The sequence below is a fragment of the Rhizobiaceae bacterium genome (genome assembly GCA_023953835.1).
Classification (GTDB): Bacteria; Pseudomonadota; Alphaproteobacteria; order Rhizobiales; family Rhizobiaceae; genus Mesorhizobium_G.
This window is the reverse complement of record JAMLJB010000001.1, coordinates 3346697-3359878: the sequence shown is the minus strand read 5'-3', so window position 1 is coordinate 3359878 and position 13182 is coordinate 3346697. Positions and strand designations below refer to the sequence as shown.

The window sequence follows — 13182 nt, the reverse complement described above, 5'->3', positions numbered from 1 at the left end:
CTCCACTCACGGCAGGTTCAAAAGCCTGCGGAATGCACTCTTCTACCTCAAGATGGGAAAGATTCCCATCTGATGCAAGCCGGGCCTCAATACCAGCCCACGGCGACCTGTGCTTCTTCGGACATGCGATCCGGCGTCCAGGGCGGATCGAACACCATCTTCACGTCGACCCCCGAAACGCCCTCGACGGCACCAACAGCGTTTTCCACCCAGCCGGGCATCTCGCCAGCCACGGGACATCCGGGCGCAGTCAGCGTCATGTCGATCTTAACCGAACGGTCGTCCTCGATATCGATCTTGTAAATCAGGCCGAGTTCATAAATGTCAGCCGGGATTTCAGGGTCGTAGACGGTTTTCAGCGCCGAGACGATGTCGTCCGTCAGGCGCGCCAGTTCCTGTTCAGGGATAGCTGAAGCCGAAAACGTGCCGCCAGCATTTTCATGCTGCTCGCTCGTTTCCTTGTCGGTGCTGTCGGATCGTTCCACGAGACTCATCCGAAAAATTTGCGCGCCTTTTCCAGCGCGTCCGCCAAAGCGTCAACCTCGGCAAGCGTATTGTACATGCCGAAGCTCGCCCTGCATGTAGAGGTCACGCCGAAACGTTGCAACAGGGGTTGCGCACAATGTGTGCCCGCGCGCACCGCAACGCCCTGCCGGTCGATGACCATGGACACGTCATGGGCATGGATGCCCTGAAGCTCGAACGAAACGATCGCTCCCTTGCCCGGCGCCTCACCGAATATGCGCAGGGAATTGATCGCCCGCAGGCGCTCATGTGCATACTCCGTCAGCCTCGCCTCATGCGCCGCGATGCGCTCGCGCCCGACCGAGTCCATATATTCCAGCGCCGCGCCAAGCCCGATTGCCTGCACGATGGGCGGCGTGCCTGCTTCGAAGCGGTGCGGCGGGGCGTTGTAGGTGACGGTTTCGGTCGTCACCTGCTCGATCATCTCGCCACCACCCATGAAAGGGCGCATGCGCTCCAGATATTCCGCCTTGCCGTACAGCGCGCCGATGCCCGACGGGCCGTAGACCTTGTGACCAGTGAAGACATAGAAGTCGCAATCGAGGTACTGTACATCCACCGGCAGGTGCACCGCCGCCTGACTGCCATCGACCAGAACGGGGATTCCGCGCTCATGCGCGATGCGGCAGATTTCCTTGATCGGGGTGATCGTGCCGAGCGCATTCGACATATGGGTGATGGCGACGAGCTTCGTTCGTGGCGTCAGCGAGCGCTCGAATTCCTCGATGCGAAATGCGCCCAGATCATCGACCGGCACCCAGACCAGCTTAGCGCCCTGTCGCTCCCGGATGAAGTGCCAGGGAACGATGTTCGAGTGATGCTCCATGATGGAGAGCACGATTTCGTCGCCTTCGCCGATGTTCGGCATGCCGAATCCATAGGCGACAGTGTTGATGGCGGATGTCGTGTTCGAGGTGAAAACGATGTTGTCCACCGACGGCGCATTCAGGAAGCGCCGCACGATCTCGCGCGCCTTTTCATAGGCGTCCGTGGCGGTGTTGGAGAGGAAATGCAGGCCACGATGGACGTTGGCATATTCCTGCGAATAGGCGCGCTGGATGGTGTCGAGCACGATCTGCGGCTTCTGTGCCGAAGCGCCATTGTCTAGGTAGACCAGTGGCTTGCCATAGACTTCGCGCGACAGGATCGGGAAGTCGCGGCGGACGGCCTCGACGTCATAGGGTGGTGTTTCGACCTTCTGGTCCATCGTCCTAGCCGTGCGCCGCAAACCACGCATCGAGCCGCGCTTCCAGCGCCTCAACGACCGGCTCGACTTCCAGTTCCTCGATCACTTCGGCAAGGAATGCCTTCACAAGGAGGCCCCTTGCGTCCTTTTCGTCGATGCCCCGCGCCATCAGATAGAACAAATGGTTCCTGTCGATCTCGGTGACCGTCGCGCCGTGGCCGCAGGCAACATCGTCCGCGAAAATCTCCAGCTCCGGCTTTGTCGAAAACTCGCCGTCATCGGAGAGAAGCAGCGTGTTGCACGCCATCTTGGCATCGGTCTTCTGCGCGACCTGATGCACATTGATGCGTCCCTGAAAAACACCGCGCGCCTTGCCGGTCACGATATTGCGGACAAGCTCGCGCGAAGTCGTGTTCGGAACTGCGTGGTCAAGCACCATGGTGACGTCAGTGTGTGTGTCGCCGGCCAGCAGATTCACGCCGCGAAGCTGGAAGTCGGACCCTTCGCCCTTGGTGACGACTCGGATTTCCTGCCGGACGAGCTTGCCGCCGGAATTCATGATGAACAGCGTCAGCCGCGAGTTCTTGCCGATCCATGCATTGAACTGTGCCAGATGGGTGGAAGCCTCGGGCTGTTCCTGCACGATCAGCCACAGAACCTCCGCGTCATCGCCGACAAGGAGGTTGGTCACCGAACTCACCAGCCCCGTCTCGCGACCCGCATGGCGCTCGACAATTGTCGCCTTCGCGCCGTTTCCGACGCGCACCGGCAGGCGCACATGCGACTGGCCGCCGCCCTGAACGTTCTGCAATTCGAGCGGTGCGTCGGGTTCTGCACCGTCCGCGATGCGGACATGCCAGCCATCGGTCACGAACGCGGTGTTCAACGCGCCGATAGCATCATCGTCACCCGCAAGGTCTAGCGCCGCCGCGAGGCTGCCGTCCTGAAGCTTTTCCGAAACGCGCTGCACGGTGACGCCTTCGATCCCGCTCAGGTTCCCCACTGCCTTTCCGTTGAGCAAAGCAAGCACGGTGGAGCCTTCGATGACGGGTGCCAGCACCTTGGCGTCGCCCGCCGCGGCAAAGTCCGGCACGGAGGTCAGGAGCCGGCGCAGGTCCGTGTAGTGCCAGGATTCCACGCGCTTTGTGGGCAGGCCCGACTTCAGCAATTCGACGGCATTGTCGCGCTTGACGGCAATTGCGCTGTCACCCGGCAGATCGGCCATCTGGCGGTCGAAAGCGTCGAGGATCGCCTTCTCCGCAGTCGTGTGCATTTGAGCATGCATGTTCATGGCCAATCCTCAAGCCGCCTCGCCGATCACGCCGGCATAGCCGTTTGCCTCAAGCTCGTGCGCCAGCCCCTTGTCGCCCGACTTGATGACCTGACCCTTGTAGAGCACGTGGACCGTGTCTGGCACGATATGATCGAGCAGCCGCTGATAATGGGTGATGACGAGGACCGCGCGGTCCGGCGAACGCAAAGCGTTCACGCCTTCGGCGACGATCTTGAGCGCATCGATATCGAGGCCGGAATCGGTCTCGTCCAGCACGCAGAGCTTCGGTTCGAGAAGCTTCATCTGGAGAATTTCGGCCCGCTTCTTCTCGCCACCCGAAAAGCCGACATTGAGCGGACGCTTCAGCATGTCCATGTCCATCGACAGAGAAGCGGCGGCCTCTTTCACGCGCTTGAGAAATTCCGGCACTTTCAGCGGCTCCTCGCCGCGCGCCTTGCGCTGGGCATTCATCGCCACCTTTAGAAATTCCATAGTGGCGACGCCCGGTATTTCCATCGGATACTGGAACGCCAGGAAAATTCCGGCGGCAGCGCGTTCGGCGGGGTCCATCTCAAGAATGGATTCGCCGTTGTAGAGAATATCGCCCTCAGTGACTTCATAGTCGTCGCGTCCCGCGAGAATGTAGGACAGCGTGGACTTGCCGGAGCCGTTCGGCCCCATGATCGCCGCCACTTCACCCGCTTTCACGGTGAGATTGAGGCCGCGGATGATTTCCGTATCCGTATCGGCGATCTTGGCGTGCAGGTTCTTGATCTCAAGCATCTTGTTCTTCCTGAAATTTATTGCGGTCAGCCAACGGAGCCTTCGAGCGAAATCCCGATCAGCTTCTGCGCCTCGACGGCGAATTCCATCGGCAGTTCCTGAATCACTTCCTTGACGAAGCCGTTGACGATGAGCGCGATGGCTTCCTCCTCGGGGATGCCGCGCTGCATGACGTAGAACTTCTGGTCCTCGGAGATTTTCGAGGTTGTGGCTTCGTGCTCGAACTGCGCGGTTGCGTTTTTGGCCTCGATGTAGGGCACGGTGTGCGCGCCGCACTGGTCGCCGATCAGCAGGGAATCGCAATTGGTGAAGTTACGCGCATTGGTTGCCTTGCGGTGCGCCGAAACCTGCCCGCGATATGTGTTCTGCGAGAAACCGGCGGCAATGCCCTTCGAGATGATGCGGCTCGACGTGTTCTTGCCCAGATGGATCATCTTGGTGCCGCTGTCGATCTGCTGGTAGCCGTTGGAAACCGCAATCGAATAGAACTCGCCGCGCGAATCGTCGCCGCGCAGGATGCAGCTCGGATATTTCCAGGTGATCGCCGAGCCGGTTTCGACCTGCGTCCATGAAATCTTGGAGCGATGCCCGCGGCAATCGCCGCGCTTGGTGACGAAATTGTAGATCCCGCCCTTGCCCTGTGCGTCGCCGGGATACCAGTTCTGGACGGTCGAATATTTGATCTCGGCATCATCCAGCGCGATCAGTTCGACCACGGCCGCATGAAGCTGGTTTTCATCGCGCTGCGGCGCGGTGCAGCCTTCGAGATAGGAGACGTAAGCGCCCTCCTCCGCGATGATCAGCGTGCGCTCGAACTGGCCGGTGTTGCGCTCGTTGATGCGGAAATAGGTCGAAAGCTCCATCGGGCAGCGCACGCCCTTCGGCACGAACACGAAAGAGCCGTCCGTGAAGACCGCCGAGTTGAGCGTCGCATAGTAATTATCGGTCGTCGGCACCACAGAGCCGAGATATTTCTTCACGATCTCAGGATGCTCGCGGATCGCCTCCGAAATCGAACAGAAGATAACACCCGCCTTGGCCAGCTCCTCCTTGAAGGTCGTGACCACGGAAACGGAGTCGAACACGGCGTCCACGGCAACGCGACCGGACGCATAGACATTGTCGCTTTCCTCTGCCTCGCCGTCCCGCTTCTGGACTCCGGCTAGAATCTCCTGCTCGCGCAGCGGGATTCCCAGCTTTTCGTAGACCTTGAGCAGTTCGGGATCGACTTCGTCGAGCGAACGCGGTCCCGTCTGGTTCTTCGGCGCGGCGTAGTAGTAAATGTCCTGAAAGTCGATCTTCGGATATTCGACGCGCGCCCATGTGGGCTCCTCAAGCGTCAGCCAGCGCCGGAACGCCTCAAGACGCCATTCCAGCATCCATTCGGGCTCGTTCTTCTTCGCGGAAATGTAGCGGATGATATCTTCATCCAGCCCCTTCGGAGCCTTCTCGGTCTCGATTTCCGTTTCGAAGCCGTATTTGTATTGGTCCACATCGATCTTGCGGACAGTATCTATCGTCTCCTGCACTGCAGGCATCTGCGTTCTCCATCCATGCCGGGGTCAAGACCCGGCCGTTTTCAAACTCGGCGCTATGTGTTGCGCCTCATATAGTGTCTGCGGCTGATAAATTCAGCCGCTTCATTCTTCAAGCCGCCCGTGTGGTTGAATCGCGTCGCGAAATCAACGCGCCAAGCGCACGCTCGAAATCCTCGATGTCCGTTTCGGTCGTTCCATGCCCCATCGAAACGCGCAAACCGCCCGCGCCGTCGCCAAAGCCCATGGCCTTGAGCACATGGCTCGGGCCGACCTTGCCCGACGAGCACGCCGAACCGGCGGAAATCGCCACACCTGCGAGGTCGAACGCGATTTGCGCCGTTTCCGCCTTCATTCCCGGGATCGAGAAGAATGTGGTATTCGCGACACGCTGCGCGGCTGCGCCATACACAATCGCATCGGGACAGATTTCGAGGACACGCGCCTCCATCCGGTCCCGCAGTGCGCGAATGCGATCCGTGTGCGGCAGGGCGTTGGCTGCAAGCTCGGAAGCCACGCCGAAGCCAACGATTGCGGCAAGGTTTTCGGTACCCGCGCGATGTCCTTTTTCCTGCCCGCCGCCAGCGATCAGCGGCTTCGGCATCATCAGGTCGGAGGTCGCGACAATCGCCCCCGCGCCCTTCGGCCCGCCGATCTTATGCGAGGACAGGATGATGTAGTCGGCAATTCCCGCCGCCTGGTCGAGCGCGATGCGTCCCGCTGCCTGAACGGCATCCAGCACCAGTACACCGCCCGCATCACGAACCAGCGCCGCAATCTGCAAGACCGGCTGCACCACGCCCGATTCGTTGTTGACCGCATGGATTGCCACCAGCGGCAGGCCGCTGTCGCGCGGATGCAGGGCGAGCGCATCCCGCAACGCCTGAAGGTCGACAATACCGTCGCGGTCGACGCCGACGCGCGCAATCTCGCCCGTGGCGAACCGGCCGCCGTTCAACAGGCAGGGGTGGTCGGCCTCGCACACATAAAGCCTGCTCATACGAAGCGGCGCGCGGCCCATCTGCCAGTCGGGCGTCAGCAGCGTCGCGGCGGCCTCGGTGGCGCCCGAGGTGAACGTCACATGCTCGGCCCTGCCGTTGACCAGCGCTGCCACCTGTCGGCGCGCGGTCTCGACCAACTGCCGCGCCTTGCGTCCTTCGCTGTGAACGGAGGAAGGATTGCCGAACACGTCGAGCGCATCGACCACGGCAGAGCGCGCCGCGTCGAGCAGCGGGGCACTGGCGTTGTAGTCGAGATAGGCGCGACGCCCGTTCATGCGCTTTCGATCCGATATTCTTGCGATCAAAACCCGGCGCGAACTGCTGGACTCGCAATTTCCTTGAAATTGATAGTCGAGCCGTCCTATCTAGCCGCTCTTGCAGGGATGGCGTGTCACCATCCAATTTTGAACCATTCTAAACTAGCTCTAGGACGGCCAACGCACTGCGTCAAGGCTTGAGCGGGCCGGTTTCGAATCTCCCGGCACAATAAGTGGAGTCTTTCGGAGTATTTTATGCCAGAGGTCATTTTCAACGGTCCCGAAGGACGGCTCGAAGGCCGCTACCAGCCTTCCAAGGAAAAGAACGCACCGATTGCCATTGTGCTGCATCCGCACCCGCAATTTGGCGGAACGATGAACAACAAGATCGTCTACGATCTTTTCTATATGTTCCAGAAGCGAAATTTCACCACGCTTCGCTTCAATTTCAGGGGCATTGGCCGCAGTCAGGGCGCGTTCGACCACGGAGTCGGCGAGCTTTCCGACGCAGCCGCCGCGCTCGACTGGGTGCAGTCGCTGCATCCCGATTCGAAAAGCTGCTGGGTCGCGGGCTATTCGTTCGGCGCGTGGATCGGGATGCAACTCCTGATGCGCCGCCCGGAGATCGAAGGCTTCATTTCGGTCGCGCCGCAGCCGAACACATATGACTTCTCATTTCTCGCGCCCTGCCCTTCGTCGGGCCTGATTATCCACGGCGATGCGGACAAGGTTGCGCCGCCCAAGGATGTTCAGGTTCTGGTGGACAAGCTCCACACGCAAAAGGGCATCACCATCACCCAGAAAACGCTGCCCGGTGCGAACCATTTTTTCGCAAGCCATGCCGAGCAACTGATTGAGGAATGCGCGGACTATCTGGACCGCCGCCTCGCCGGGGAGCTTGCGGAGCCGAAGCCGAAGCGGCTCCGGTAGATCAAACCAGTTCGACCTCGACCACGCCGGGAATGGCGCGCATAGCGGAAGCGACGCGCGCATCGAACTTGTAGCGCTCGGGCAGTTCAATCTCGACCTCGCCCTTGCCCTCTTCCTTGATGACGATGAAGCTGACCTGGCCGTCACCCCTGACAGCAAGCTGAGATGCCAGTGCTGGAACGGGAATCCGGTCGCGAACATAGATACGCATGGATTTCTGTATCTGTGTCGCCTCTTCCTCAAGCGACTTGACGCTTTGGATCCGCAGGTTCACGCCTTCCGGGCGGTCTTCAGCCGCGACCGTGATGACCAATGATTTTCCTGGTTCGAGCATGTCGCGATATTGCGCCAGCGTTTCGGCAAACAGCACCGCCTCATATTGCCCGCTGGTGTCGGAAAACACCACGACGCCCATCTTGTTGCCCATGCGTGTCTTGCGCTCCTGACGCGAGGCAACCGTACCCGCCAGCCGTCCCGCAGTCGCGCCGAGCTTCACGGCGGCGGAAAAATCCGCCCAGCTCTGCACGCGCATCTTGGCCAAAGCCGCCTTGTATTCGTCGAGGGGATGCGCCGACAGATAGAAGCCGACGACCTGAAATTCCTTGTGCAGGCGTTCCGCCGGCTGCCACGGCTCGGTGATCGGCAGCCTCAGCGGCTCCGGTTTGCGGGCGGCGCTGCCCGCTCCGAAAATATCGATCTGGTCGCTGGAGGCGCTGCTTTGCGCAAAGGCGGCGGCAGCCATCATTTGCTCGACACCGGCCATCATCGCGGCGCGGTCGCGCCCAAAGCAATCCAGTGCGCCCGCCATGATGAGGCTTTCAAAGACGCGCTTGCCCACGATCTTGGGATCGACGCGCTGCACGAAATCCTCAAGGCTGTCGAACTGGCGCTCCTTGCGCTTTTCCACGATATGTTCGACCGCAGCCTCGCCGATGCCTTTGATGGCCGCAAGCGCGTAGTAGATTCGCTGCTCGCCGACCTCGAAATTCCTGAATGACGTCATCACCGAGGGCGGTATGACCTCGATGCCGAGCCGTGTGGCGTCCTGCCGGAAATCGTTCAGCTTGTCGGTGTTCGACATGTCGAGCGTCATGGAGGCCGCTAGGAACTCCACCGGAAAATGCGCTTTGAGATAGGCGGTCTGGTAGGACACGACCGCATAGGCGGCCGCATGCGACTTGTTGAAACCATAGTCCGCGAACTTCGCGAGCAGATCGAAGATGAAATCCGACTGCTGCTTTGTGACACCGCGCTCCACCGCCCCGGTGACGAAGCGCTCGCGCTGCTGGTCCATCTCCGCGCGGATCTTCTTGCCCATCGCGCGGCGCAGCAGGTCGGCTTCGCCGAGCGAATAGCCCGACAATTCCTGCGCGATCTGCATGACCTGCTCCTGATAGACGATTACGCCTTGGGTTTCCGTCACCAGATGATCGATCTTCGGATGGATGGAGGCGATCTCCTCCTGTCCGTTCTTGCGGTTGTTGTAGGTCGGGATGTTCTCCATCGGACCGGGACGATAGAGCGCGACAAGGGCGATGATGTCCTCGATGCGGTCGGGCTTCATGCCGAGCAGTGCCTTGCGCATGCCCGCACTTTCAACCTGGAACACGCCGACCACTTCGCCGCGCGCCAGCATTTCATAGGTCTTTGCGTCGTCCAGCGGCAGCGCCGACAGGTCGATCTGGACTCCACGGCGCTTGATGAGTTCGACCGCCGTTTGCAGAACCGTCAGCGTCTTGAGGCCGAGGAAGTCGAACTTCACCAGCCCCGCATCCTCGACCTTCTTCATGTTGAACTGCGTGACCGGCATGTCCGAGCGCGGATCGCGATAGAGCGGCACCAGTTCCCAGAGTGGACGGTCGCCGATGACGATGCCCGCCGCATGGGTGGATGCGTGCCGGTAAAGGCCCTCGAGCTTCTGCGCGATGGCGAGCAGGGTCTCGACAATCGGTTCCTTCTCGGCCTCTTCGGCGAAACGCGGCTCGCCTTCGATCGCCTTTGCCAGCGTCACCGGATTGGCGGGATTGGCCGGCACCATCTTGCACAGTCGGTCCACCTGTCCGTAGGGCATTTGCAGCACGCGGCCCACATCGCGCAGCACCGCGCGCGCCTGCAAGGTTCCGAACGTGATGATCTGCCCGACCTGGTTGCGCCCGTATTTCTGCTGGACGTAGCGGATCACCTCTTCGCGGCGATCCTGGCAGAAGTCGATGTCGAAGTCGGGCATCGACACGCGATCCGGGTTAAGGAAGCGCTCGAACAGCAGCGAGAAGCGCAGCGGATCGATGTCCGTGATGGTGGTTGCATAAGCAACCAGCGAGCCGGCGCCGGAACCGCGTCCCGGCCCGACCGGAATCCCTTGCGACTTTGCCCATTTGATGAAGTCGGCGACGATCAGGAAGTAGCCCGGATATTTCATCCGCTCGATGATCGAAAGCTCGTATTCCAGCCGCGTCCGATAGTCCTCCTCGGTGTAGCCCTGATAAGGACCGTGCGCCGAAAGGCGCGCCGTCAACCCCTCGCGGGCCTGCCGCGCAAGCTCGGCAGCTTCGGCGGCCACCACATCGTCAGCGTTCGACGCGTTACCGCCCGTGAAGCGCGGCAGGATCGGCGCGCGGTTCCTGGGATAGTAGGAACAGCGCCGCGCAATCTCCAACGTGTTCTCGACCGCTTCCGGCAGATCCGCGAACAGGACCGACATTTCGGCGGACGATTTGAGGTGATTGTCCGGCGATAGCCGCCGCCTGTCGTCAGACGCGATCACCGAACCCTCGGCAATGGCGATCAGCGCGTCATGCGCTTCGAAATCGTCCCGGCTCTGGAAGAATGCCCCATTCGTCGCGACGAGCGGCAACTGCATCGCATAGGCAAGCTCGACGGTGGCTGCTTCGAGCGCGCGATCATATCCACCCAGCCGTTCAAGCTCGACATAGAGCCGGTCGCCGAACAGCGTCTGCAACTGCTCGAGCCGCGCCTCCGCGACATCCGCATGTCCGGCCTTGAACGCGACGCCGACCGGCCCGCGCGGCCCGCCCGTCAGGCAGATCAGCCCGTCGGTGAATCCCTGCAACTGCGTGGCGCTGCGGTGCACCGGCTCGCCGGACGGCGTGTCGAGATAGGCCGCGCTGACGATGCGCATCAGGTTGGAATAGCCCTGCTCGCTGGCGACCAGAAGCACGATGGGTGCGAGATCGGGTCCCTGCCGCCGCCCCGACCGCGACGCATCGGGATCGGCTGCCTCGAAACTGAGGTCGAGCTGCATGCCGATGATCGGCTGCACGCCGTCCTTCGACGCCTTCTGGGCGAACTCCAGCGCACCGAAAAGATTGTTGGTGTCCGTCACCGCGATGGCAGGCGACTGGTCCTTGATGGCGTGGCCGATGATCTTGCCGTGCGGAAGCGCGCCTTCCAGCAGCGAATAGGCGGAATGAACCCGCAGGTGCACGAAAGGGCGCGGAGCGCTGCGCGGCTGCGGCTCGCCTTGAAGTGCTGCACGCAAGATCGGGTCACGGGGGGGACGGTCGCTGGCCATTGCCAAAGCCTAGCAGGATTCGCCGCCGCGGAGTCGGTCCCTGTCGAATTTCCTCAGGCGAATTCCATGATGACCGCATCGACGGCGAGGCTGTCGCCGGGCTTGCAGTTGATCTTGGTGACGGTCAGGTCGCGCTCGGCGCGCAACACGTTTTCCATCTTCATGGCCTCGACGACCGCAAGTGTGTCGCCCGCCTTGATCTCCTGCCCTTCCTTGACGGAAATCGAGACGACCAGCCCCGGCATGGGGCAGAGGAGCATTTTCGACGTGTCTGGCGGCAGTTTGACGGGCATCAGCTTTTCAAGCGCAGCTGTGCGCGGCAGCATGGCGCGGGTCGTGACCGACATGCCTTTCCAGTCGATGCGCAAGCCCTTGCGACCGGGCCGAAGCTGCGCCGAGACCGTCTTGCCAGCGACCGTGCCGTGCCAGACCGGCTCGCCGGGCCGCCAGTCGGACGCAATGGTGACCGGCGTGCCGCCCTCGACAGAAAAGTCCGCCTCGAACGGAATCGAGATCATGCCGTCGCGCAGCGAAACGGAGACGTAATCCTCATCGATCTTGACCACCCAGTCGGGCTTGATGACGCCCGAATGCGGCGCAAGGCGTCCGCCAAGACGATCGAGACGGTCGCGCCGCAGGAGTTCGACCGCCGTGGCAATCGTTGCAAGCACGGCCTTCTGCGCAGCGTCAGGCTTGATCGGTGCGAAGCCGTCGGGAAATTCCTCCGCGATGAAGCCCGTCGAAAGCCGGCCTTCGCGCCAGCGGGGATGCTGCATGAGCGCCGAGAGGAACGGAATATTGTGCTCGATGCCGTCGACAACGAAGCTGTCCAGCGCGTCGGACATGGCGTCGATGGCCTGCATGCGCGTGGGCGCCCAGGCGCAAAGCTTCGCGACCATCGGGTCGTAGAACATCGAAATCTCGGACCCTTCCGTCACGCCCGTGTCATTGCGGATGATGGCCTCGCCGGACGGCCCCTCCTCCGGCGGCCGGTAGCGGGTCAGGCGGCCAATCGAGGGCAGGAAATTACGGTAAGGATCTTCCGCGTAGAGGCGGCTCTCCACGGCCCAGCCGTTCAGCTTCACGTCCTTCTGTGCGATTGCGAGTTTTTCGCCCGCCGCGACGCGGATCATCTGCTCAACGAGATCGATGCCGGTAATCAACTCCGTGACCGGATGCTCGACCTGCAAACGTGTATTCATTTCAAGGAAATAGAAGTTCTTGTTCTTGTCTACGATGAACTCGACCGTGCCCGCGCTCTGGTAGTCCACGGCCTTGGCAAGCGCCACCGCCTGCTCGCCCATCGCGCGCCGCGTCGCCTCGTCCAGAAAAGGGGACGGCGCTTCCTCGACCACTTTCTGGTTGCGCCGCTGAATGGAGCATTCGCGTTCGCCAAGATAGATGGCATTGCCATGCGCGTCGGCCAGCACCTGGATTTCGATGTGACGGGGCTCGACCACGAATTTCTCGATGAAGACGCGGTCGTCGCCGAAGGAGTTTTTCGCTTCCGAACGGGCGCGGTCGAAACCGTCACGCACCTCGGATTTATCCCATGCGATGCGCATGCCCTTGCCGCCGCCTCCGGCGGACGCCTTGATCATCACCGGATAGCCGATCTCGCCCGCGATGCGCTCGGCATGATCCGCATCCTCGATGACGCCGAGGAAGCCCGGCACAGTGTTGACCTTCGCCGCGTTCGCGAATTTCTTGGACTCGATCTTGTCGCCCATCGCCTCGATGGCCCTTGGCTTCGGGCCGATGAACACAACGCCCTGCTTTTCAAGCTCGGCGCAAAAGGAGGCGCGCTCCGAAAGGAATCCGTAGCCCGGATGCACCGCTTCCGCGCCCGTCGCCTTGCACGCCTCGATGATCTTGTCGGCAACCAGATAGCTCTGCGCGGCGGGAGCCGGTCCGATATGCACGGCCTCGTCGGCCATCTCGACATGCATCGCGTTGCGGTCTGCGTCGGAATAGACGGCCACGGTCGCGATGCCCATGCGGCGCGCGGTCTTGATGACCCGGCAGGCGATTTCGCCGCGGTTGGCGATCAATATCTTCTTGAACATTCGGCGACTCCCTGCGGCTTCCTTTTATGGACTTGCGCTTTCGGGTCAAGCACGGCCTGCGCACATCTTTCGTCGCATCCGGCCAAGCTGTGCG

9 protein-coding genes are annotated in these 13182 nt (G+C 61.5%); 1 reads left to right on the top strand and 8 read right to left on the bottom strand.

Annotated elements, in window-relative coordinates; translation table 11 throughout:
- Window positions 1-86 precede the first annotated feature (86 nt).
- The 6 genes from M9924_15775 to M9924_15750 all read right to left on the bottom strand — a co-directional run bounded on the left by M9924_15775 (window position 87) and on the right by M9924_15750 (window position 6578).
- Window positions 87-494 carry an SUF system Fe-S cluster assembly protein gene (locus M9924_15775; protein ID MCO5065856.1) on the bottom strand — a complete coding sequence of 136 codons (408 nt, stop codon included), beginning with the start codon at window positions 492-494 and terminating at the stop codon, window positions 87-89.
- The gene (locus M9924_15770) at window positions 491-1732 is read right to left on the bottom strand and encodes a cysteine desulfurase (protein ID MCO5065855.1); all 1242 of its coding nucleotides are present in this window, start codon (window positions 1730-1732) and stop codon (window positions 491-493) included. Before M9924_15770 ends, M9924_15775 begins: the two co-directional genes overlap by 4 nt.
- Before the next feature lie 4 nt (window positions 1733-1736).
- The gene (sufD, locus tag M9924_15765; GenBank protein MCO5065854.1) at window positions 1737-3002 is read right to left on the bottom strand and encodes a Fe-S cluster assembly protein SufD; all 1266 of its coding nucleotides are present in this window, start codon (window positions 3000-3002) and stop codon (window positions 1737-1739) included.
- Between the two features lie 9 nt (window positions 3003-3011).
- Complete coding sequence (gene sufC / locus M9924_15760; protein MCO5065853.1) at window positions 3012-3767, bottom strand: Fe-S cluster assembly ATPase SufC; 756 nt, start codon at window positions 3765-3767, stop codon at window positions 3012-3014.
- A 26-nt stretch (window positions 3768-3793) separates the two neighbouring features.
- Window positions 3794-5305: a Fe-S cluster assembly protein SufB gene (sufB, locus tag M9924_15755; GenBank protein MCO5065852.1), complete on the bottom strand. Its 1512-nt coding sequence runs from the start codon at window positions 5303-5305 to the stop codon at window positions 3794-3796.
- A gap of 109 nt (window positions 5306-5414) precedes the next feature.
- Window positions 5415-6578, bottom strand: coding sequence for a cysteine desulfurase (locus M9924_15750; protein MCO5065851.1), 1164 nt, complete (start codon window positions 6576-6578; stop codon window positions 5415-5417).
- Between the two features lie 237 nt (window positions 6579-6815).
- On the opposite strand from M9924_15750, the gene M9924_15745 reads away from it, so the two are divergent.
- The gene (locus M9924_15745) at window positions 6816-7490 is read left to right on the top strand and encodes an alpha/beta hydrolase (GenBank protein ID MCO5065850.1); all 675 of its coding nucleotides are present in this window, start codon (window positions 6816-6818) and stop codon (window positions 7488-7490) included.
- 1 nt (window position 7491) lies between these two features.
- Here the strand turns inward: M9924_15745 and dnaE are convergent, their stop codons facing one another.
- Both dnaE and M9924_15735 read right to left on the bottom strand, forming a co-directional pair.
- Window positions 7492-11022 carry a DNA polymerase III subunit alpha gene (gene dnaE, locus M9924_15740; protein ID MCO5065849.1) on the bottom strand — a complete coding sequence of 1177 codons (3531 nt, stop codon included), beginning with the start codon at window positions 11020-11022 and terminating at the stop codon, window positions 7492-7494.
- A 53-nt stretch (window positions 11023-11075) separates the two neighbouring features.
- A complete protein-coding gene (locus M9924_15735) occupies window positions 11076-13088 on the bottom strand; it encodes an acetyl/propionyl/methylcrotonyl-CoA carboxylase subunit alpha (protein MCO5065848.1) in 2013 nt (670 codons plus the stop codon).
- Between the last annotated feature and the right edge of the window lie 94 nt (window positions 13089-13182).